A 21,018-nucleotide genomic window follows, 5' to 3' on the forward strand; every position below is an offset into this window, starting at 1 on the left:
GAAGCCGGACCCGATGGAGCGTCGGCCCTGCTTCCGCGGCAGACGTTCTCCCACGGAACCGACCGCAGCGGGAATCGCACCGACGAATTCCGCTGCCGCTCCGCCCCTGAATTCAGGTGCGTGCGCCGCTCCGTCGCGATCCCGCGAGGCGCACCAAGGAGCCTCCCCGACCTCCAGAGCCAAACGCGCCTGCCCGCGCGCCGGTAGACGCCATTCGGCGCCGCAACAACTCCGTGCGCTCCCTTCGGCCACTGACGGACGGCGCGGTGCGGACTGTACGTTCATAAACCGACGGCACATTCCACCAGCGGTTTCCACCGTTGAGAGGGACACGCATGACGAGCCACGCAACCGAAGCCGATCTCGAAAGCCTTCTCCACGACGCACTCAAGGCCACGGACACCGAAACGCGTTGGGCGGTCGACGCGGACGACATGTGGTGCCGCCTCACGCCCGGTTCCGCGACCCCCCGCACCCAGGGCTGGAAGCTCCACGTGTCGGCAACCGCCGCCTCCGCGCCGGAGGTCCTCGCCCGGTCCCTGGACGTGCTGCTGCGCGAGGAGTCGGCGTTCAAGTTCGCCCGGTCGCTGGAGCAGGTCAGCGCGCTCAACACCCGCGCCACGCCGCGCGGTTCGTCGGGCAAGTTCCTCACCGTCTACCCGTCCTCCGACGCCGACGCGGCCCGAATAGCGCAGCAGCTGCACCGGGCCACGGCGGGACTCGCCGGCCCGCGCATCCTGTCCGACCAGCCCTACGCCGCGCACAGCCTGGTCCACTACCGGTACGGCGCCTTCGTCGGCCGGCGGCGGCTGTCGGACGAGGGCCTGCTGGTGTGGTACATCGAGGACCCCGACGGCAACCCCGTCGAAGACAAGCGCACAGGCCAGTACGACCCGCCCCCCTGGGCCGTCAGCCCCTTCCCGCCGTCCGTCCCCGCCCCGCCGCGCACCGAGCAGACGGCCGCCAGCCCGGTGCTCCTCGGCGGCCGCTTCTCCGTACGGGAGGCGATCCGGCACACCAACAAGGGCGGCGTCTACCGGGGGACGGACGTCACCACGGGCGCACCCGTGGTGATCAAGGAGACCCGGCCGCACGTCGAGGCCGACGCGTCCGGATCCGACGTCCGCGACTGGCTCCGGGCCGAGGCACGGACGCTGGAGAAGCTCAGAGGAACGGGCCTCGCACCGGAGCCGCTCGCGATGTTCGAGGTCGGCGGGCATCTGTTCCTTGCCCAGGAGGAGGTGCCGGGCATACCCCTGCGCACCTGGGTCGCGGAGCACTTCCGCGACGCCGGCAGCGAGCAGTACCGCGCCGACGCGCTCGCCCAGGCCGTACGCCTCGCGGAGCTGGTCGCGGCGGCCCACGCCCGCGGCTGCGTCCTCCGGGACTTCACCCCCGGCAACGTCATGGTCCGCCCGGACGGCGAACTCCGCCTCATCGACCTCGAACTCGCCGTCCTCCGCGAAGACGGCGCCCTGCCGACCCGAGTCGGCACCCCCGGCTTCAGCGCCCCCGAACGCCTGGCCGACGCCCCGGTCTCCCCGACGGCCGACTACTACAGCCTCGGCGCCACCATCTGCTTCGTCCTGGCCGGGAAGGTCCCGAACCTGCTCCCCGAGGAACCCGCCGGCCGGCCCGCCGAGCAGCGGCTCGCCGCCTGGCTCGCCGCCTGCACCGCACCGCTCGACCTGCCGCCGGCCCTCCAGGAGACCGTCCTCGGGCTGATGAAGGACGACCCCGCCGAGCGCTGGGACCCCGCCCGGGCGCTCACCGCCCTCCGCGCGACCGCCCTGATGCGACCCGCACGCCCCGCCGCCGCACCCCAGCCGGGCGGCACGGCCGCCGACGAGGTGGACGCCGCCATCGCCGGCATGGTCGACCACCTCGTCGACACGATGGACCCGGCGGACGACCGGCGGCTGTGGCCCGTCTCCACGATGGCCGGCGAGGCCGACCCCTGCACCGTCCAGCAGGGCGCGGCCGGAGTCCTCGCCGTCCTGACCCGCTACTTCGAACTCACCGGCGACCCGCGGCTCCCCGGGCTGATATCCACCGCGGGCCGGTGGACGGCGGCCCGGACCGACACCCGCTCGACCCGCCCCGGCCTGCACTTCGGCGGCCGCGGCACCGCCTGGGCCCTGTACGAGGCCGGCCGCGCCGTCAACGACAGCGCCCTCGTGGACCACGCCCTGGCCCTGGCCCTGGCCCCGCAGGATCCGACGCCCAGCCACGACATCACCCACGGCACGGCAGGCAGCGGACTCGCCGCCGCCCACCTGTGGTACCGCACCCGGGACCCCCGCCTCGCCGGGCTCGTCACCGACGCGGCCGACCGGCTGGCCGCCGCCGCACGGCGCGAGCCGGCCGCGGTGAGCTGGCCGGTCCCCGCGGAAGCCGTCTCCGCCGAAGCCGGGAAACGCTACCTGGGCTTCGCCCACGGCACCGCAGGCATCGCCTGCTTCCTCCTCGCCGCCGCCGCCGTCACAGAACGCCAACAGCACAGGGATCTCGCCCTGGCGGCGGGCGAACACCTCGCGGCCTGCGCCGTGCGGGTCGGCGACGCGGTCCACTGGCCCGCCCACACCGCGGACCTGCCCACGGCACCGTACTGGTGCCACGGCTCGGCCGGCATCGGATCCTTCCTGGTCAGGCTGTGGCAGGCGACCGGGGACGACCGGTTCCGCAACCTCGCCCACGGAGCGGCCCGCGCCGTCGTCCAGCGCGCCTCCCGCGCCCCCCTGACGCAATGCCACGGCCTCGCCGGCAACGGCGACTTCCTCCTCGACCTGGCCGACGCCACGGGGGAGTCCTCCTACCGGGCGATGGCCGACGACCTGGCCCGTCTCCTCGTCGCCGAACGGGCCCGGCGCGGCAGCCACGTCGTCTTCCCCAACGAGTACGGGGAGGCCTCGACGAGCTGGAGCGACGGAACCGCGGGAATCCTGGCATTCCTCCTGCGGGTCCGCCACACAGAACCCCGGCACTGGATGGTCCAGCAGCCGGTCTGAGCGGCAGAACACTGCCGCTTGAGTCACAGAGAAGGAGAACGTCATGGAGAACCGCGACTTCGAGCTGCTCGCCCACCTGCACGCCCTTCCGGAGACCGACCCGCTCGGCGCCGACGGCGCGGCGTTCGCCGACACCTGCCAGTGCGTCGGCCTGCTCACCCTGCTCAACACCGTCTGCGTCGGCGTCAGCTGCGCCTGACCCGGCCCTTCCGGCCGGCGGCCGTCCCAGCACGGCCGCCGGCCGAAGCGGTGGTGCCCCTCCGGGGGCGCCACCGCTCCCGGAAGCCCGTCCCGGCGGACGACCACCCGTAGACGAGGACCCGACCCCATGCAGCCACACGCCGGTGCCGGCGCCCCCGCCCAGGCAGCCCCCGCGCCCGCCCCCCGCACAAGCCCGGACAGCGCGCACGACGCAGCCGGAACGGCATACGCCATCAGCACCCGCGGCCTGGTCAAGACGTACCCCGGACCCGACGGCACCGCCACCCGGGCCCTGCGCGGCCTGGACCTGGACGTGCACCGGGGCGAGACCTTCGCCTTCCTCGGCCCCAACGGCGCCGGGAAGTCCACCACCATCGCCCTGCTGTGCGCCCTCGCCCGCCCCACCTCGGGACGGGCCACCGTGGCCGGCGCCGACATCCTCACCGAGCCCGACCGGGTACGCCGGCGGGTGGGAATGCTCTTCCAGCACAGCGCCCTCGACCCCGACCTGACGGCCGAGCAGAACCTGCACATCCACGCCCGCCTCTTCGGGCTCAGCCGCCGTGACGCCCGCCGCCGGACCGCCGAGACACTGGAGGCGGTCGACCTGGCAGACCGGCGCCGGGCCCTGGTGCGTACCCTGTCCGGCGGCATGCGGCGCCGCCTGGAACTCGCCCGCGGCCTGCTGCACGCACCCGAGGTCCTGTTCCTCGACGAGCCGACGACCGGCCTCGACCCCCACGCCCGCGCACAGGTCTGGCAGCACCTGCGCGCCCTCCGCGACCGGCAGGGCAGCACCCTCTTCGTCACCACCCACTACCTGGAAGAGTCCGAGCACTGCGACCGCCTCGCCATCATCGACGGCGGCCGCCTGGTCGCCCAGGGCGCGCCCGCCGCACTCAAGGCAGCGATCGGCGACGACCGCGTCGTGCTGCGCACCAGCGACGACGCGACCGCCCGCAGGATCGTGTGCGAGGCGACCGGATCGCCGGATCCCGCCGTCACCGCGGACGCCGAGGGGGTCTGGCTGCGCGTGCCCGACGGCAGCGCCTGGATCCCCCGCCTGTGCGCCGCCCTGGCGGGCCGCGGCATCTCCGTGCACGCCGCGTCCGCGGCCCCGCCCACCCTCGACGACGTCTTCTTCCACCACACCGGCCGCAGCATCAACGCCGCCCGGCCCGACCTGACGCCGGACGCCCCCGGGAGCGCCCCGTGACCACACCCGCCCTCCGCACACCGGCCGCCCCCGACGGCACCCGCGGCCCCGGGGCCGCGCCGCCGGACCGGCTGCGCCGCGAACTGCGCGCCGTGCACGCCCTGGTCCACCGCGACCTGCTGCGCCTGGCGGCCCAGCCCACCCACGCCGCCCTGGTGCTGTTCCAGCCGGTGCTCTACCTCTTCATCCTCGGAGGCGGACTCGCCGCCCTCATCCCGGACTCCTCGCTCGGCACCGGATACCAGGCCTACCTCTTCCCCGGCATGCTGATGATGACCGTGCAGGCGCCCGCCATCATGGTCGGCGTGCGGCTGATCACCGACCGGCAGAGCGGCTACCTGCGCGAGCTGCTGATGGCCCCGGTGCGCCGGTCCACCCTGCTCCTGGGAAGCTGCGCCGGCGGCACCCTGGTCGCCACGGTCCAGGGCGCCCTCCTCCTCTGTCTCGCCGGCGCCGTCGGCCTGCCCTACGATCCGGTCCTCATGGCCCTGCTCCTCGGCGGCATGGTCCTCGCCTCCTTCACCATCACGGCCCTGTCCCTGGCCCTCGCGGTGAGCCTGCACCGGCCCGAGGTGTTCCACATGCTGCTCGGCCTGGTCATGATGCCGCTGATGTTCCTCTCCGGCGGCTTCTTCCCGCTGCAGAACCTGCCCGGCTGGGCCCGCGCCCTGGCCGACGCCAACCCGCTCGCCTACGGCGTCGACCTGCTCCGCGGCTGCATCGCCCTGCGGGTCCCCGACCAAGCCGCCGTCGGCGGCATCGACTGGTTCGGCCGGCAGCCGCCGCTGCTCCTCGAAGCGGGCGTCCTCCTGGCGGCCGGCGCGGCGGCCCTGCTCTGGGCGGCCCACCGCTTCAGCCGCCCCGAATGACACCCCGCCCGCCGGGCGGAAACCGGGCCGCGGGGCGATCCTGGCGGTAAGCCGCCGCACGGTTCCCCCGAAGGCGCGGCTCCCTCCGGCCGGCGGCGGGAAAGCGAGGGCCCTCGCCATGAACGCGCCCGTCAAGGACATGCTGCACAGCTACCCCGCCGACCTCGGCGACCTCGACCAGGACAGGCTCGCCCGCTGCATCGAGGAATGCATCGCCTGCGCGCAGGCCTGTACGGCCTGCGCCGACGCCTGTCTGGCCGAAGGCATGGTCGGCGACCTCACCAAGTGCATCCGCACCGACATGGACTGCGCCGACATCTGCACCGCCACGGCCGCGGTCCTCTCCCGGCACACCGGCTACAACCCCGACATCGCCCGCGCCCTCGTCACGGCCTGCGCCGTCGCCTGCCGGGCCTGCGCCGACGAGTGCGCCGCCCACGCCGACCAGCACGAGCACTGCCGCCTCTGCGCCGAGGCCTGCCGCTCGTGCGCCGAGGCGTGCAGCGACCTCGCGGCCACCCTCGGCTGAGGCCCGCCACCGGGCCCGCCCGCGCGCCGGAAAGCCAGGAGGGTACCGGCGCCGGGCGGGCGCCGAGGCCGTCGAAGAAGCCGCGCCGGACGGCGGCCGGCTTCCGTTCGGCGGCTCCGTGCCACCGGCACCCGTCCGGGCGGACGTGGCCCGGGGCGCGGGGCGGCGCCGGCGTGCGGGGATAGGGATGTCTCCGGCACCGTGCCCCGCCGTCCCAGGGAGACTTCCGATGACATGGATCAACCGACGCGACCTCGCTCTGCTGGCCCTCCGCGCCGGGACCGGAGCCGTGCTGATGGCGCACGGCACACAGAAGCTCTTCGGCTGGTTCGGCGGCGGCGGCCTCGACCGGACCGCCGCCGCCATGGAGCACATGGGCTTCACCCCCGGACGGCGCAGCGCCCTCGCCGCCGGGCTCGGCGAGGCCGGCGGCGGGGCCCTGCTGGTCCTCGGCCTCGCCACCCCGGCAGCGGGCGCGGCCGCCGCGGGCGCCATGGCCGGAGCGGTGTCCGTCCACGCCCCGGCCGGGTTCTTCGCCCAGGCCGGCGGGTACGAGTACCCGGCGTTCCTCGGCTTCACAGCGGCCGCCATCGGCCTCGCCGGCCCGGGCCGCCTCTCCCTCGACCACGCCACCGGCCACACCTTCGACCAGCGGTGGATGCTCGCCCTGGCCTTCGCGGCGAGCGCCGCCGCGGCAGCCGCGGTCGTGGCCAAGCGCGCCCAAGCCCCCCAGGACACGGGCGAGGAGCCGTCCTGACGTCGCCGGGGAGAAGGGGCGAGCCGGCCGATTCCGACCCTGCACCCTTCCACTTCACGCCCGCCCTGCGCCTGGTCGCCGGGCTGCTCGGCGCGGCGGCGTTCGGGACGGGCGTCCTCGCCGTGTTCGTGACGGAGAACGGCACCGGCACGGCCGTCCTGCTCGTCTTCGGCGGAGTCCTGCTGCTCCTCGCCCTGTTCGGCAGCCGCCTCGAAGGCCTGGAGGTCGGCGGAGTCAGCCTCCGGCTCCGCGCGGCCGCCGCGGACAGGCTGGCGCTGGCCGAGGAGTCCGAGCGGCAGGGCGACGTCGCCTCGGCGCGGCGGCTCCGCGCCGAGGCGCAGGTCCTGCTGGACAGCGCAGCTCCCGCTGCCGCCGACCGCACGCCGGTACGCAGGACCGCGCACCGCGGTGTGCCCCGCACCTGGGCCACGGAGGAGGCCGCTTCCCGGGACCGCCGCTCCGCGGAGGAGCGCGAGCACGAACCGGCCGACGTCCTGAGCCGGTTCCGGGAGGGGACCGCCGAGGAGCGCATCACCGCGCTCGCCGCGATGCAGGCCGACCGCGCCCTGCGCGACGTCGACGCCGCGGTCACCGCCGTCGAGGACCCGCGCAGCCCACTGGAGCAGCACCAGGCGCTGCTGCTCGCCGCCCACATGGCCGACGACCTCGATGAGGCGCAGGCCAGGCGCCTCGCCGACGCCGTCAGGGCGCAGCGGGACCGCCGGTTCCGGCGCGACTCGGACCTGTGGCGGCTCGCCGAGGCGATCCTCCGCCGCCTGGAGGGCGGCCGGCCGCAGGACGGGTGACGAGCCGCCCCGGTCAGGGGCGGAAGGCGGCGGCGTGCGCGGAGGCCCACCGGGCGAACGTGCGGGGCGGGCGGCCCAGCACCTCCTCGACCGCCGTCGTCACCTCGGCCACCGTGTCGGGGACGGTGGCCCACATGTGCAGCATGAATGCGATGCCCTCCTCGGGCCAGCCCTCCGCCCTCCACTGCCGGCGCGCCTGCTCGTCGGTCAGCCCGGTGAAGCGGAGAGCCCGGTTGGTGGCCGCCGCGATGGCGGACACCTTGTCGGCCGGGGTGAGCGCTTCGGGCCCGGAAACGGTGAACCGCCGGCCCGCGTGGCCCCCGCGCGTGAGCACGGCGGCGATGACGTCGGCGACGTCCGCCTCGTCCACGGAGGCGGTCCTGCGGCCCGCGTACGGCTCGCGTACCTCGGCCGCTGTGCGGATGGCCCCGGCCCAGCCGAGCGTGTTGGCCATGAAGTCGATCGGCCAGACGAACGTCCACTCCAGGCCGCTCGCCCGCACGGTCCCTTCCCACGGCCCGTCCTCGCCTGCGGACAGCACGGTGAGCCGCTCCACTCCGGCCTCGGCCGCCATGGCCACGACCTGCGGGCCCGTCTCCAGCGGGGTGTGGTCGTGTCCGGTCGCGCCGAGCAGGTGCACGGCGCGCACCCCGTCGAACGCGCCCGCCAGGGTCTGCGGCCGGGTGAGGTCGCCGCCCACCACCTCGACGCCGTCGGGCAGACCCGCCGCGGCCGGCGTACGCGTGAGCGCGCGGACCCTCTCGCCGCCCTGCCGCAACCGCTCGACCACCAGGCGCCCCAGAGTCCCTGTCGCACCGGTCACCAGAATCGTCACGTCGCCCTCCTCGGCCGCCGTCTCACCTCTGCGGACGACACTAAGCGGGATCTAGGCCAACTCCTGTCCGCAATGGGCAACGTCCGCGCTGATTGCCAGCAGCGCGGTGCCGCGGCGCCGGCGGACGGACGCAGCGGTACGGAAGCCGCCCCGTGCAGGGCCGCGCGCACCGACTCCGCCATCGGCGCCGGGGCCCGGCCCCCGGGAGCCCCGTATACCGGGACGAGCCGGCCGGCCGGCCGCAGCAGCCCGGCCGGCACGGACGACTCCCGCGCGGCCGGGCCGTCCAGCAGACTTCGACAAGGCGCTCGCGTGCAACGTCGACGCCGCCGAGGCCCGCCGGAGGGAAGACCGGCGGGCGACGTCCGCCCCGTCTGCCGCCGCCGGTGAGGCCCCCGGCTGCCGACCGGCGGAGCGCAAGGTCAGGCATCGCGCCGGACGGTCTTCCGGATCCAGTCCCGGTAGACGGGTACGCCGGCGTAGAGGCCGGGCCCGTCCGAACAGGCGACCCCCGGGGCACCGGGACCCGAGGTCACGCCGACCAGCTCCCACCGCCCGTGCCTGCCCCGCTGGAGCTGCGGTCCGCCGGAGTCGCCGAAGCACGCCATCGCCTCGGGCACCCTGCTGATGGTGCACAGCCGCGTCCGGTCCGCGTAACCGGGGGCGCATTCCGCCTCGGCGCCGATGCGGGTGTCCAACTCCTGCAGTCGCTCCGCGAACCGCAGCTCCGTGTCCACGGTGGTCCCGAAGCCCAGGATCCGGGTCGGGGTACCGGGGCGGCCGGCCCCCTCCGCGAGGCGGACCGGCTTCCCGGCCACCGGGCGGTCGAGGCGGACCAGCGCGATGTCGTGCTTGTTGAAGGCCTTGCCCTCACCGTTGGCGTAGCCGGGGTGGACCACGATCCGGTCGATGGCCCGTACGGTCCCGCCGGACTTGCGGTGCCTGCTGCCGATCCGGACGGTGCCCTCCAGCTCCAGCCCGTCACCCTGCACGCAGTGGGCCGCCGTCAGCACCCACCGCGGATCGATCAGCGACGCCCCGCAGTTCCCGTCGTGCAGGCCGTACTTCGGAGCCGACTCCGGAATCGTCGCCATGAACGGGTAGTGTTCGCCGGCGTCGGATCCGTTGACGATGGCCCCGGCGCTGCCGGCCAGCAAGGTGGCGCATGCGGCGGCGACGAGCGTTCCGACGACCGTGGTGCGCGCCACGCGGCGGCGCACCGAATGCAGAGAGAGCACAGAGACTTCCTTCACTCGGGGTTCGGACGTGCTCCAGCCTGCCCGTTCAAGATCAGCCGGACCATGGGGGCAGCACGCCCCCCGGCGTAGGGGCAACCCCCGCAGGCGGGTGCCCGCGGCGCCCTGCTGCCGCCGGTCGGCCCAGTGCGACCGCCCCGGCTCCGAGGCTGCGGCCGACCGGTGTGCCGCACGCCGGCGACCTGGCGATACGCACGCCGTCCGCAGCAGACTCCGGCGCCGCGGACCCGCCTGCGGGCGGCCGAGCGGATGCCGCGGCGCGGGACCGCCGCTAGGTTCCGACGGCATGAAGCACACACCGGGCGAGCGTCCCACCGACCCCACCCGCCGCGCCCTGCTCACCGCGACTGCCGGCGTCGGCGCAGCGCTCATGGCGGGCTGTGCCCGCGGGGCCGCTCCCGGCGCACCGGCACCCACCCCCACCGCTGCCGGCTCCGCCTCGCCGACCGCCGGCGCGGGCGGGATCACCCCGGGCGCGATGACGCTGTTCCAGGACCCCGCGTACAACTTCAGCGCACTCCTGGCACTGGGCGCCTCCGGTGCCGGCGCCGCCGAGGTCGGCGAGGTCCTGACCGCCGTCAACACCGTCAACGCTGCCGGACTGTCCCCCCAGACGTACGTGGAGACGTTCCGCAAGCTCGGCGACCGGCTCCTGCGGCCGCCGCCCGGCGCCCCCGCCGACGACCAGACCAAGCGGTTCCGCGCCCTGCGCGCCGCCCAGTACTACGGGCAGGCACTGTTCTTCGTCCTCGGCTCCGACGCCCCGGGCAGCGAGGAGCAGCTGTACCGGTCGGGGCGCAAGGCCTGGGACGCCTTCTGCGACCTGTGCGAGCCCGCCCCGGTCAAGGCGCAGGTCCCGTACGGGACGACACCGCTGCCGGTGTGGTTCTTCCGCCCCGACACGTCCGGCGCCCGGCGCCCCACCGTGATCCTGACCAACGGCAGCGACGGCCAGAACGTCGACATGTGGACGTACGGGGTCCCCGCCGCCCTCGAACGCGGCTGGAACGCCCTCGTCTACGACGGGCCGGGGCAGGGCCGGCTGCTGTTCGTCGACAGGATCGTCTTCACGCCCACCTGGGAGAAGGTCGTCACCCCGCTCGTCGACTGGCTGACGGCCCGCTCCGACGTGGACCCGGACCGGATCGCGTTGACGGGCCTCAGCATGGCGGGCGACCTCGCGCCCCGCGCCGCCGCGTTCGAAAGCCGGATCGCCGCCCTGGTGACGATGCCGGGCTGCGTCGACCCCTGGCTGGGCTTCCCTCCCGAGATCCGCCGGATCCTCACCCCCGACAAGCAGCAGACGAACGACATCTGGAACAACGAGGTCGTTCCGGAGCTGCCCCCGGCGGCCGCCGCGACGATGAAGAAGCGCTTCGAGCCGTTCTCCATCCCCGCGATGCTCGAAGCCCGCCAGGGCCGGCTGTTCACCGACTTCTACACCCCGGCGACCCGCATCCAGGCCCTGAAGATCACGGACGTCGTCCCCCTCATCAAGGCCCCGACCCTCGTCCTCGACTACGAGGGCGAGCAGTTCTACCCCGGCCAGCCGCGCGAGATGTACAACGCGCTCACCTCGCCCAAGGACTACGTCCGGTTGACGGCGCAGGAGGGCGCGCAACTGCACTGCTCTCCCATGGCGCCGCAGCTGCACTGCGAGGTCGTCTTCGACTGGCTGCAGCAGACCCTGCAGGGCAGCTGACGCCGCCGGGGCCGGCTATCCGGTGGAACCGGGCTCCCCGATCTCGAACCGGGGCGCCTCCAAGCCCTTCAGGCACGCCGTGTCCGGCGCGTCCGGCGTGTCGAAGAAGGAGACGGCGATCTGCTGCGCGCACTTCGAGGTGGCGAACACCACGTGCGGCTCGTATGGGACGGTGACGACCGTGGCGTTGGGCAGCGTCCGCGCGACGTACGGCCCGTTGTCCGCGCCGGTCTGGGCGTCGAAGCTGCCGGACAGGGCGAGCGTCGGGATGTCGCTGCGGGTGGCGTCCCGGATCGAGGGGTCGGCCGGGGGCACATCCCACACGTCGCAGTCCGACCGGAGGAAGGCCAGCTGAGGCGCCTGTTCCAGCACCGGGCGGGGGTAGGTCGGGAACGCCTTCCGGCCGCCCTCCAGGGCCTCCTCCTCCGTCTCGTACGGCGTCCACTCGCTGCAGAACACGCCGTAGACGAGGCCGTGCGCGACCCGGCCCACGGCCGCCGGGCTGAGCTTGCCGCCCGCGTACTGCGCGGCGATCCGCTGCGGCTTGCCGTGCGCCAACTCGTCGATGGCGAGGGGGACCTGGGGTGCGATGTGGGTGGCGGAGGTCATCCAGTTGACCAGCGTTCCACCGTCCAGCACGACCTTCACCGGCTTGTCGCTGCCCGGCAGCGTGACGGTCGTCGTGACCGGATTCGCTTCGAGGTCGCGGACGAGCCTGTCGAAGGTGGCCGACAGGTTCGGGTAGCGCTTGTTGCACGCCGGCTGGTCCGCGCATGCCTTGAACACGCCGTCGAAGCCCTGCCGGGCGCTGCTCCAGGTCGCCGCGGAACCCGCAATGGACGGCGGCAGGATCCCGTCGAGGGCGACGGAGCGCAGCCCGCCGGGGTGCAGCCGCATGTAGACCAGCGCGAGGTGCGTGCCGTAGGAGATGCCGTACAGGTTCCACTGCTTGAGGCCGAGCGCCGCCCGCAGGTCCTCGTAGTCGGCGGCGCTCTCGGTGTCGTTGTAGGCGGCGAGGTCGGTGCCCTGGGCCGCCAGCCGGTCGCGGCAGGCCTTGGTGGCCGCGACGTGCAGGCGTTCGGTGGACGGTGCGCCGGAGACGAGGCCGACGGCTCGCGCGTTGAACTCGTCGATGTTGGGGCACAGCACGTTCGGCTCGGCCGAGTACGTGCCGCGCTGGGACATGAGGACCACGTCCCGGTCGCGGTTCAGGCCGCCGCCGATCGCCATCTCCGCCTCGCCGACCGCGTCGTCCCCGGGGCCGCCGGCGAGCCACACGATGGGGTCGGGCTTCGGCGCGGCCGACAGCGCGGGCACGATCGCGACACCGAGCTTGATCTTCTTGCCGTCCGGCTCGGAGCGGTTCTCGGGGACGGTGAGGGTTCCGCAGCGGGCCCCTTCGAGCTCCTCGATCGGCTCCGGAGTCTTCGGGCAGGCGCCCGGGGTGTAGCTCGCATCGCCGACGGTGCGGGCGGCCGTGCCGAGCGGCGCGCCGGGCGTCGCACTGGCGTCGGTGCCGGACCGCGCCTGCGCCGCGGGCGCGGCGAGCAGGCTGCCGGTGACGAGCAGGCCGGCCGCCATACCCGCGGACGCGGCCTGCAGCCGCCGTACGGTACGCCTGCGGGGCGTGCGGTGGAGAGTCATCTGCGCTCCCGGTCATTTCGGGATGATCGTGAACGGGGCCGGCTTGAGACCGTCCACGCACGACGTGTCGGGGGCGGTCGGGCGGGCGAAGAACGACGCGAGCACCTGCTGCGCGCACGGAGACTGCGGAACCACCCAGTGGCCGATGCCGGGGACCACCACGGACGTCGAGCGGGACAGGTTCGCGGCGACGCCCTTCGCCCAGCTCGCGCCCGTCTTCACGTCGAACGTGCCGGAGACGACGAGGGCCGGCACCGCGCCGGCCGTGGGCACGCGCTGGATCTCCGCACGGTCCGCGACATCCCAGACCCCGCACACCGGGTACTGGAAGGGCAGCTGCGGCGCCTGCGCCAGCACCGAGTCCGGCCAGTCCGGGTACTCCTTGCGGCCCGCCGCCAGCACGTCTGCCTCCGTGTACCCGGGGGCCCACTCGGCGCACGCGATCGAGTTCGTCAGGCCGTGGGCGAACAGGCCCTCCTTCTGGACCGACCCGGCCGCCCGCGCCTGCGCGAAGCGCTCCGGGTTCCCCCGGCTCAGCTCGTCCAGCGCCGCCGGCAGGTCGTGCGGGCGCGGGGTGAACGCGACGATCAGGTTCAGCAGCGCGCCGCCGTCGAGCACGGTCCTCACCGGCTTCCCGCCGCCCTCCGGCGTGACGTCGAGGGTCAGCGGCTGCGCCTCCAGCTTGCGGATCTGCTCGGTCAGCATGCCGGGCAGGTCGGGGTAGCGCTCCTTGCAGGCGGGCTGCGCCGCGCACGCCGCGAAGATGTTGCGGATGCCCTCCGCGGTGCTGCTCCAGGTCCACGGGAGGGTGACCTCCTGGGAGGGGGCGACCGAGTCGATCGCCACCGAGCGGATCCCCTCGGGGTGCAGGCGCAGGTACGTGAGGGCCAGGTTGGTGCCGTACGAGTACCCGTACACGTTCCACCGCGGGATGCCCAGCGCCGTGCGCAGATCGGCGAAGTCGGCGGCGTTCTCCGTGGTGTTGTAGGCGTCGAGGTCGACGCCGTCGGCGACGAGCCGGGCCCGGCAGTCCGTCACGGCCTCCAGCATGAGCTGCTTGGCCTGCGGGGAGTCATAGCCGAGGCCGACGGCCTTCTCGTTGAACCGGTCGACCTCGGGGCAGGCCAGGTTCGGCTGGTCGTACAGGTTGCCGCGCTGACCCATGACGATGAGTTCGCGGTCCTTGTTCAGCCCGGAGTCGACGAGGAACGGGATGTCGTCGAAGGCGTCGGCGCCGGGGCCACCCGCCATGAACACCACAGGGTCTGCCGCGGGCTTCTCCGCGGCGGCGGGGATCCTCGCCACCGCCAGCCTGATGGTCCGGCCGTCGGGCCGGGACCGGTTCTCGGGCACCTCCAGGAAGCCGCACTCGGCGCCCGCCGGCGCTTCGACGGGCTCGGCCGGCTCGGGGCAGGCGCTCGGTACGAACCGGGGGCCCGCGGGGCCCGAGGGGCTCGGCGTGGCGGCCGGTGAGGCGGCGCTGCCCGGTGCGGGGCCGAAGGCCGCAAGGCAGGCAAGAGCGGCCGTGGCCGTCCCCGCACGGAGGGTGTGCCTGGACATGCGATCCCGTTCCTTCGCCGACTTCGGCGGCTGCCGCCGGCGCGGCCCGGCCGCTGCGTGTGGGGCGGAACGCGCGTCCTTCGACGCTATCGCGGGGCGCTGGGGGGTGCACCCGGAGCGGGCGGCCCCCGGTCACCGCGTCGGCACGCCGACGGGGCGCGCAGCGCGTCCGTACGCGGCTCCCCGTGGCGGGAGGCCGCAGCGGCGGCCCCGGGGCGGGGGAGGGGCTTGCCTCAAGTGATCTCCGTACCGTAGAGGTGGTGGTCCGCCGGCAGGCGCCGGACGCCCGACAGGCGGCGTCCGGCACGGACACCAGGAAGGCCCACCGACATGGTCTCGGTTGTGCAGAACGTGGCGATCGACTGCTCGGACGCCTACGAACTCGCCTGCTTCTGGAGCAGGGTGACGGGCCGTCCGGTCGATCCGGAGGGCAGGCCGGGCGACCCGGAGGTCCAGGTGCTGCTGGAGGAGGGGCCGCTGCTGCACTTCAACCAGGTGCCCGAGCCCAAGGCGGTCAAGAACCGGATCCACCTGTGCCTGCGCCCGGACACCACGCGCGAACAGGAGGTGGAGCGCCTCCTGGGCCTCGGCGCGGCCCTCGTCGCCGACCGCCGCAGTTCCGACGGCACCGGCTGGGCGGTCCTCGCCGACCCCGAGGGGAACGAGTTCTGCGTCCTCCGCAGCGCATCCGACCGGGCCGCCACGCCGTCCTGACGCCCGAGCCCGCGCGCCCGGGGCCGCGGAGCCGCCCGGCCTGCAGGCCGGTCACCCGGCAGGGCGTGCGGGCTCCGCCATCCTGGCCGGCCCTCGGCGGTCGTCCTCGCCGGACACGCCCCGTGCCGCGGCGGCGGTGCCGGTGCGGTGTGCGCGTTCGACGGCCTGGCCCCAGTAGGTTCCGGCGACCATGAGTACGGCGCCGAGGCCGGCCCACACGGTGAGCCGTTCACCGCCGACGCCGATCCCCACGGCGACGGCCCAGATCGGCTCGGTGCCCAGGAGCAGGCTCGCCCGGCTCGCGGACGTGCCCTGCACCGCCCATGTCTGGGCGAGGAACGCGAAGACACTGCAGAACAGCGCCAGGTAGACGAGCTGCATCCACGTCGCGCCACTGCTGCGGAACAGCTCGGGCAGATGGCCCAGGGCAAGCGGCAGGAAGAGCGCCGAGCCGACGACGGTCTGGACGGCCGTCAGATGCAGCGGATCCACGGGCCGGCCGGCGGTGAGCCGTCCGACGAGCGCGACGTGCCCGGCCCGGACGACCGCGGCGGCGAGCATCAGCCCGTCCCCGAGCCGTGGGGCCTGGAAGCCGTTGCCGGCGGTGAGCAGCCCGACGGCCGCGACGCAGCATGCGGCGGCGAGGAGGAAACGCGCCGGAAGCCGGCCGCCGGTGCGGTCCAGCAGCGGTGTCAGCACGATGGTCAGGCTGATGATCAGCCCGGCGTTCGCGGCGCTGGTGTGCGCCACCCCGTACGTCTCCAGCACCAGCACGGCGGCCTGCGTCACACCGAGCAGCGACCCGGCGCGCACCTCCGCGCGCGTCCAGCGCCGCTTGCGGCGCCGGAGCGCCACCAGTGCCCCGCAGGCCGCCGCGGAGAGGGCGTACCGGGCGAAGAGCACCGCCAGGACCGGCAGGGCGAGGGTGGCCGTCTTGGCGGCGAGGTAGCTGGAGCCCCAGACGAGCGCGACCAGCAGGAGAACCGCATCCGTGCGGCGGGCGACATGCATGCGTCCACCGTGCCCCACCAGCACGTTGAAGACCACGACCAAGATCTAAACCAACCATGTAGCAGCGCTACACTGTCTCCGTGGACGAACGCCAGCTGCGCATCCTGCGCGAACTCGGGGACCTCGGCAGCGTCAGCGCGGTCGCCGAGGCGCTTCACGTCACGCCGTCCGCGATCTCCCAGCAGCTGCGGCTGCTGCAGCGCTCCCTCCCCGTCCCGCTCACCGAACGCGCCGGCCGCCGCCTGGTCCTGACCGACGCCGGCCAGGCCCTGGCCGCGGCGGCCATCCACGTCGAGACCGCCCTGGCCCAGGCGCGGCACGCGGTCACCGACTTCGCCGAGCAGGCCGACGGCGGCGTATCGGTGGCCGCCTTCCACAGCGCGGCCTCGTCCTTCTTCCCGCCCCTGCTTCGCAGCCTCGCCGGCTCCGGCAGCCCCCGCCTGGCCCTCGCGGACGAGGACGTCGCCCAGGACGACTTCCCCGCCCTCACCCGGCGCTACGACCTCGTCCTCGCCCACCGCCTCGACCACGGCCCGCCGTGGCCGCGCACCGTGACCTCCACGACGCTCCTGCGCGAACCCCTGGACGTCGCGCTCCCGGCGGGCCATGCCCTGGCCTCGCGCGCCACGCTCACGCCGCACGAGGTGGCGGACCAGCCGTGGATCACCGTCCACGACGGCTTCCCGCTGATGCAGACCATCAAGGCCATCGCCTGCGTCGCCAACCGCCGCCTGGACATCGTCCACCGGATCAACGAATTCGCCGTGGTCGCCGAGGTCGTCGCCGCGGGCGGCGGCCTCGCGCTGATGCCGCGCTGGACGGCCCGCCCGCACCCCGGTGTCGTCCTCAGACCGCTGAGCGCCATCCACACCCGGCGCGACATCGACGTCCTCCACCGCCCCGAGCGCACCGCCCGGAAGGCCGTCCGCACGGTCCTCGCCGCCCTGCAGGCCGAGGCGGCCCGCATCCAGGACCGGGACCACCCCGGCCGGCACGCCCGCCCCGACCCGGCGGGGAGCCCCCCGGCCGCGAACGAGGCCGGGAGGCTCCCTGGTGCACAGGACTGACGGGTGACCGACGGCCGCGCGGTGGGAAGCCGGCTCTCAGTCCCGCTCGTGGTCGGGGGCGGGACGGATCTTCACGGTCGTGGTGGTCGTGACGGTCTTCTTGACGACCTTGCCGTGATGGTTCTTGGTGATCTTGGTGACCGTCTTGACGGTGGTGACCTTGACCCGCCCGTCACTCAGGGTGCGCTTCGTGACCGTGATCTTGGTCTTCACGATCGTTTGGGTGCGGCCCTCGTGCGCCACGTGCTCCTGGATCGTCTGGACGGCCGGAGTCTGCGGCGCGGCGGGCGCGGCCGAGGCGGTGGAGGGGAGCAGCGCTCCGCCGGCGGCGAGAGCTCCGCAGGCACCGAGGAGGGCGAGACGCTGGGTGAGGTTGGTGCGGGTCATAAGAGTCTCCTGAAGGTGTGACACGGCCGGGTCCATCGCCCGGCCGATCCGTTTCGCCCCTTGCCGGGGCCGTGCCTCCATTGGGCCCCGCGGACGCCACCCGGGTCACGCCCCTCGATCTCGGGACTTGACACCCTGACCGCGACGGGGGGCGCGGCGCACCCGCTGCATCGCGGGCATACGCTGCTGCCTGTGACGCAAGAAGACGGAGAGCTCGACAGCCTCGTACGCAAACGGATCCGCGCCCTGCGCGTCGCACAGGGCTGGTCCCTGGAGGAGCTGGCCGCCCGCGCCAACCTCAGCCAGTCCTCCCTCAGCCGCATCGAGAACGGCCGGCGCCGCCTCGCCCTGGACCAGCTCGTCACCCTCGCCCGCGCGCTGGACACCACCCTGGACCAGCTCGTGGAGAACGCCGCCGACGACGTCGTCATCAGCCCGATGGTCGACGGCGCCCGCGGCCTGATGCGCTGGCCCGTCAAGGGCGAACCCGGGATGACCGTGGTGCGCCGGCGCATGACCGGTCCGCCGCCCGACAACCCCGCAGGAATGCGCGCCCACCCCGGCCGCGAATGGCTGGTGGTGCTCTCCGGCACGGCCGTCCTCGTGCTCGGCCACCGGCGCTTCCGCGTCGAGACCAACCAGGCAGCCGAGTTCCCCACGATGATGCCGCACGCCCTCGGCGCCGAGGGCGGCCCTTGCGAGATCCTCGGCATCTTCGACCGCGACGCCCGCCGCGGCCACCGGAAGGACACCGACACCGGGGCCGGCTGACGCCCGTACCGCAGCCTTCTCGTTGCGCGGCGAGCAGCACCGGACCCCACTTTCTTGCGCATGGAGCAAGCATCCTTGCCGATCGCGCATCAGTCCGTACGGTGGCCGCATGACCGAAACACACCACCACCCCTCCCGCCACGGCCACGCCGACGACGCGGTCCAGGCCGAGATCCTCGACCTGGACGCCGAAGTGCTCGCCGAGCACACCGCCTCCCTCACCGCCTGGCTGCCGCTGAACGGCGCACCGCGCCAGATCGTGGACCTGGGCAGCGGCACCGGCGCGGGCACCTTCGCCCTTCTCGACCGCTTCCCCGACGCGCACGTCACCGCCGTCGACACCTCGGCCGGACACCTCCGCCTCCTGCGCGAGAAGGCGCGCGCCCGCGGTGTCGGCAGCCGCGTACGGACCGTCCAGGCCGACCTCGACACCGCCCCCTGGCCCGACCTCGGCACGCCGGACCTGGTGTGGGCCTCGGCCTCGATGCACCACATGGCCGACCCCGGCCGGGCCCTGCGCCACGTCCGCGAACTCCTCGCCCCCGACGGCCTGTTCGCCGTCGTCGAGCTCGCCGGCTTCCCCCGCTTCCTCCCCGCCCGCGCCCCGGAGAGCCGGCCCGGTCTCGAAGAGCGCGCCCACGCCGCGGCCGACCGCCTGCACGCCGAGCGCGTTCCGCACCGCGGCGCCGACTGGGGGCCGATGCTGACAGCCGCCGGCTTCACCGTCGACGCCGAGCGCACCATCACCGTCGAGATCCCCGGCGGGCGCAGCGAAGCGGTCGGCCGCTACGCCCTCGGCAGCCTCCAGCGCATCCGCAGCGTCGCTGCGGCCGCGCTCACCCCCGAGGACGTCACGGCCCTCGACGGACTCCTGGACACCAGTGGCCCGAACAGCCTGCTGCACCGCAAGGATTTGGCCGTACGCACGCAGCGCACGGTCTGGGCCGCCCGCCCCGCCTGACACGACCCCGCCCCGCCTGACACGACCCCGCCCCGCCTGACACGACCCCGCCGCGCGGCCGGTGCCGCGGACAGGCGTGCCGGGAGAGCGCCGCCCGCGTCAGCGGCTGCGCGGGGGGCTGTAGGGCTGGAGGAGCTGGTCGACGGGTGCGAAGTCGTCGGTCAGCGGCCGGGCGTCGCCGATCCATGAGGTGAGGCCGTCCCCGGTGGCGATCCTCCAGCCGGTCCCGCGGGCGTCCAGCGCCCGCTGGGTCGCGGGGACGTCGAGCGGCCGGTCGGAGGCGAGGGCGACGAGATTGCCGCCCGAGGGGGCGGCGGCGCGGTCGAGGCCGATGTCCTCGGGCTCGCCGACGACGGCCACATGCGCGAAAGTCCTGCTCAGCGTGGCGACTTCGGCACGCGCGAAAGCCATGTCTCCGTGGTCGATGAGATTGGCGACGTACATGCCGCCCCCGTTGAGCACGCGGCGTACGTCTGCCATCGCCTCCGCCGTCGTGAGGTGCCAGGGCACGCTGACACCCCCGAAGGCATCGCCGACGACGAGGTCGCGGCTGTCGGCGTCCAGGCGCCGCAGGCCGAGTCGGCCGTCCTCGACGCGCACGTCGATACCGGTGTCCGGCCCCAGTCCGAGGTGGTCGCGGTTGATGCGGACGACCCCGCCGTCGATCTCGGACACGACGCTGCGCGTTCCGGGGCGCGTGGCGGCGAGGTAGCGGGGGAGGGTGAGTCCTCCGCCGCCCAGGTGGTGGGCGGCGAGCGGCCGCCCCTCGGGGAACGCGGCGTCGACCACCGACGCGATGGCGCGCACGTAGGTGAACTCCAGGGCGGCCGGGTCGCCGACGTCGACGTAGGAGTGCCGCAAGCCGTCCAGGACGAGCGTGCGGCCGGTGGCCCGGGCCGGGTCCGCGACGATGCGCGCGCAGTGGTAGCGCGTCTCCTGGTCGCAGTCGCCGGGCGCCACCGTGACGCCGAGGCCGCCGGCGATCACCGCGAGTGCGAGCACAGGCGTGCTGCTCCACCCGCGCCTGCGCCACTCCACCAGCGCGGAGCCGGCCACCAGCAGCGTGCCGAGGCCGATCAGGATGCCGCTGACCGGCAGGCGCGACACGAGGACGAAGCCGGTGAGGACGGTGCCGACGATCGCGCCGAACGTGCCCACGCCCGACAGTCGGCCGACGACCGTGCCCGTCTCGGCCAGGCTCGTCAGACGCAGCTTGGTCACGATCGGCGTCACGGCCGACAGCAGTGCGCCGGGCACGAGGATGGTCAGCGAGGCGGTCAACAGCAGCGCGGCAGGCGCCCGTTCCGCGGTGGTGCGCAGCAGGGCGGGGGTGAGCGCCACGACCGCCCCCGACACCCCGAGCGCCGGCCCGACGAGCCGCCGGGGGTCGACGCGGTCGGCGAGGCGCCCGCCCAGCCAGGAGCCGGCGGCGATCGCCGTGAGGGCGATGCCGATCACCAGGGTGCTGGTCTCCAGGGTGAGGCCGAGGTACGGGGCCAGCAGCCGCAATGCGACGATCTCGACCACCAGGACGGCAGCCGAGGACCCGAACACGAGCACGAACGCCGCGCCGGGGCCGAGGCCGCCGCGGGGCGGAGTGCCTGTGCCCTCGGTGACGGGTGAGGACGGCGAACTGGTCACGGGCGCCATCCTTGCACGCAACGCCCTCGCGGACGGCGATCCCGCGCAACAGCCGGCCACATCCCACCGCAACCGCCGCCAGT

At 74.5% G+C, this 21,018-nt stretch carries 19 protein-coding genes; 12 read left to right on the plus strand and 7 right to left on the minus strand.

Going from position 1 to position 21,018, the window contains the following annotated elements; translation table 11 throughout:
* The first annotated feature begins 335 nt into the window (after positions 1-335).
* The 7 genes from lanL (at position 336) to MUK52_RS30745 (ending at position 7,386) form a co-directional block, all read left to right on the plus strand.
* A complete protein-coding gene (gene lanL, locus MUK52_RS30715; RefSeq protein ID WP_284581585.1) occupies positions 336-3,008 on the plus strand; it encodes a class IV lanthionine synthetase LanL in 2,673 nt (890 codons plus the stop codon).
* Between the two features lie 43 nt (positions 3,009-3,051).
* Positions 3,052-3,207 carry a VenA family class IV lanthipeptide gene (locus tag MUK52_RS30720; RefSeq protein WP_174250405.1) on the plus strand — a complete coding sequence of 52 codons (156 nt, stop codon included), beginning with the start codon at positions 3,052-3,054 and terminating at the stop codon, positions 3,205-3,207.
* Positions 3,208-3,336: 129 nt separating this feature from the next.
* Complete coding sequence (locus tag MUK52_RS30725) at positions 3,337-4,425, plus strand: ATP-binding cassette domain-containing protein (protein ID WP_114055921.1); 1,089 nt, start codon at positions 3,337-3,339, stop codon at positions 4,423-4,425.
* Positions 4,422-5,294, plus strand: coding sequence for an ABC transporter permease (locus tag MUK52_RS30730; RefSeq protein WP_428985430.1), 873 nt, complete (start codon positions 4,422-4,424; stop codon positions 5,292-5,294). The genes MUK52_RS30725 and MUK52_RS30730 overlap by 4 nt, the downstream gene beginning before the upstream one ends.
* A gap of 118 nt (positions 5,295-5,412) precedes the next feature.
* On the plus strand, positions 5,413-5,823 hold the full coding sequence (locus MUK52_RS30735; RefSeq protein ID WP_114055920.1) for a four-helix bundle copper-binding protein: 411 nt from the start codon (positions 5,413-5,415) through the stop codon (positions 5,821-5,823).
* 229 nt (positions 5,824-6,052) lie between these two features.
* A complete protein-coding gene (locus tag MUK52_RS30740) occupies positions 6,053-6,580 on the plus strand; it encodes a DoxX family protein (RefSeq protein ID WP_114055919.1) in 528 nt (175 codons plus the stop codon).
* A 122-nt stretch (positions 6,581-6,702) separates the two neighbouring features.
* Entirely contained in the window at positions 6,703-7,386 is a 684-nt protein-coding gene (locus MUK52_RS30745) for a hypothetical protein (RefSeq protein WP_284581586.1), read from the plus strand.
* A 13-nt stretch (positions 7,387-7,399) separates the two neighbouring features.
* Here the strand turns inward: MUK52_RS30745 and MUK52_RS30750 are convergent, their stop codons facing one another.
* Positions 7,400-8,221: an NAD(P)H-binding protein gene (locus MUK52_RS30750; RefSeq protein ID WP_284581587.1), complete on the minus strand. Its 822-nt coding sequence runs from the start codon at positions 8,219-8,221 to the stop codon at positions 7,400-7,402.
* 422 nt (positions 8,222-8,643) lie between these two features.
* Complete coding sequence (locus MUK52_RS30755; RefSeq protein WP_216827088.1) at positions 8,644-9,459, minus strand: S1 family peptidase; 816 nt, start codon at positions 9,457-9,459, stop codon at positions 8,644-8,646.
* Between the two features lie 304 nt (positions 9,460-9,763).
* On the opposite strand from MUK52_RS30755, the gene MUK52_RS30760 reads away from it, so the two are divergent.
* Positions 9,764-11,179 (plus strand): alpha/beta hydrolase family protein, encoded by a 1,416-nt coding sequence (locus MUK52_RS30760; protein ID WP_284581588.1) that lies wholly within the window; start codon positions 9,764-9,766, stop codon positions 11,177-11,179.
* Between the two features lie 15 nt (positions 11,180-11,194).
* Here the strand turns inward: MUK52_RS30760 and MUK52_RS30765 are convergent, their stop codons facing one another.
* Together MUK52_RS30765 and MUK52_RS30770 are read right to left on the minus strand one after the other, a co-directional pair.
* Complete coding sequence (locus MUK52_RS30765; RefSeq protein ID WP_502963611.1) at positions 11,195-12,823, minus strand: alpha/beta fold hydrolase; 1,629 nt, start codon at positions 12,821-12,823, stop codon at positions 11,195-11,197.
* Between the two features lie 12 nt (positions 12,824-12,835).
* Complete coding sequence (locus MUK52_RS30770) at positions 12,836-14,383, minus strand: alpha/beta fold hydrolase (protein ID WP_284581589.1); 1,548 nt, start codon at positions 14,381-14,383, stop codon at positions 12,836-12,838.
* A gap of 330 nt (positions 14,384-14,713) precedes the next feature.
* Here MUK52_RS30770 and MUK52_RS30775 point away from each other — a divergent pair, with 330 nt between their 5' ends.
* Positions 14,714-15,097 carry a VOC family protein gene (locus MUK52_RS30775; protein ID WP_284581590.1) on the plus strand — a complete coding sequence of 128 codons (384 nt, stop codon included), beginning with the start codon at positions 14,714-14,716 and terminating at the stop codon, positions 15,095-15,097.
* A gap of 51 nt (positions 15,098-15,148) precedes the next feature.
* Here the strand turns inward: MUK52_RS30775 and MUK52_RS30780 are convergent, their stop codons facing one another.
* The gene (locus MUK52_RS30780) at positions 15,149-16,108 is read right to left on the minus strand and encodes a DMT family transporter (protein WP_114058696.1); all 960 of its coding nucleotides are present in this window, start codon (positions 16,106-16,108) and stop codon (positions 15,149-15,151) included.
* 80 nt (positions 16,109-16,188) lie between these two features.
* Here MUK52_RS30780 and MUK52_RS30785 point away from each other — a divergent pair, with 80 nt between their 5' ends.
* Positions 16,189-17,175, plus strand: a complete 987-nt coding sequence (locus MUK52_RS30785) for a LysR family transcriptional regulator (RefSeq protein ID WP_114055911.1) — start codon at positions 16,189-16,191, stop codon at positions 17,173-17,175.
* Between the two features lie 36 nt (positions 17,176-17,211).
* On the opposite strand, the gene MUK52_RS30790 is transcribed toward MUK52_RS30785, so the two are convergent.
* On the minus strand, positions 17,212-17,562 hold the full coding sequence (locus MUK52_RS30790; RefSeq protein ID WP_114055910.1) for a hypothetical protein: 351 nt from the start codon (positions 17,560-17,562) through the stop codon (positions 17,212-17,214).
* Between the two features lie 192 nt (positions 17,563-17,754).
* Between MUK52_RS30790 and MUK52_RS30795 the strand changes: the two genes are divergently transcribed.
* Both MUK52_RS30795 and MUK52_RS30800 read left to right on the plus strand, forming a co-directional pair.
* Positions 17,755-18,333 carry a helix-turn-helix domain-containing protein gene (locus tag MUK52_RS30795; protein ID WP_284581591.1) on the plus strand — a complete coding sequence of 193 codons (579 nt, stop codon included), beginning with the start codon at positions 17,755-17,757 and terminating at the stop codon, positions 18,331-18,333.
* Between the two features lie 109 nt (positions 18,334-18,442).
* Positions 18,443-19,294, plus strand: a complete 852-nt coding sequence (locus MUK52_RS30800) for a class I SAM-dependent methyltransferase (RefSeq protein WP_114055908.1) — start codon at positions 18,443-18,445, stop codon at positions 19,292-19,294.
* 99 nt (positions 19,295-19,393) lie between these two features.
* Here MUK52_RS30800 and MUK52_RS30805 read toward each other — a convergent pair whose 3' ends face one another.
* Positions 19,394-20,935: a fused MFS/spermidine synthase gene (locus tag MUK52_RS30805; protein ID WP_284581592.1), complete on the minus strand. Its 1,542-nt coding sequence runs from the start codon at positions 20,933-20,935 to the stop codon at positions 19,394-19,396.
* Positions 20,936-21,018: the final 83 nt, after the last annotated feature.

The sequence above is a fragment of the Streptomyces sp. 2P-4 genome (assembly GCF_030167965.1).
GTDB lineage: Bacteria > Actinomycetota > Actinomycetes > Streptomycetales > Streptomycetaceae > Streptomyces > Streptomyces globosus_A.

What these genes read in the sequence shown, in the direction of transcription:
- MUK52_RS30735 (WP_114055920.1), top strand. Translation starts at nt 5,413, where the DNA reads ATGAACGCGCCCGTCAAGGACATGCTGCACAGCTACCCCGCCGACCTC.
- MUK52_RS30765 (WP_502963611.1), bottom strand. Translation starts at nt 12,823, where the DNA reads ATGACTCTCCACCGCACGCCCCGCAGGCGTACCGTACGGCGGCTGCAG.
- MUK52_RS30790 (WP_114055910.1), bottom strand. Translation starts at nt 17,562, where the DNA reads ATGACCCGCACCAACCTCACCCAGCGTCTCGCCCTCCTCGGTGCCTGC.
- MUK52_RS30740 (WP_114055919.1), top strand. Translation starts at nt 6,053, where the DNA reads ATGACATGGATCAACCGACGCGACCTCGCTCTGCTGGCCCTCCGCGCC.
- MUK52_RS30725 (WP_114055921.1), top strand. Translation starts at nt 3,337, where the DNA reads ATGCAGCCACACGCCGGTGCCGGCGCCCCCGCCCAGGCAGCCCCCGCG.
- MUK52_RS30770 (WP_284581589.1), bottom strand. Translation starts at nt 14,383, where the DNA reads ATGTCCAGGCACACCCTCCGTGCGGGGACGGCCACGGCCGCTCTTGCC.
- MUK52_RS30720 (WP_174250405.1), top strand. Translation starts at nt 3,052, where the DNA reads ATGGAGAACCGCGACTTCGAGCTGCTCGCCCACCTGCACGCCCTTCCG.
- MUK52_RS30800 (WP_114055908.1), top strand. Translation starts at nt 18,443, where the DNA reads ATGACCGAAACACACCACCACCCCTCCCGCCACGGCCACGCCGACGAC.
- MUK52_RS30775 (WP_284581590.1), top strand. Translation starts at nt 14,714, where the DNA reads ATGGTCTCGGTTGTGCAGAACGTGGCGATCGACTGCTCGGACGCCTAC.
- MUK52_RS30780 (WP_114058696.1), bottom strand. Translation starts at nt 16,108, where the DNA reads ATGCATGTCGCCCGCCGCACGGATGCGGTTCTCCTGCTGGTCGCGCTC.
- MUK52_RS30760 (WP_284581588.1), top strand. Translation starts at nt 9,764, where the DNA reads ATGAAGCACACACCGGGCGAGCGTCCCACCGACCCCACCCGCCGCGCC.
- lanL (WP_284581585.1), top strand. Translation starts at nt 336, where the DNA reads ATGACGAGCCACGCAACCGAAGCCGATCTCGAAAGCCTTCTCCACGAC.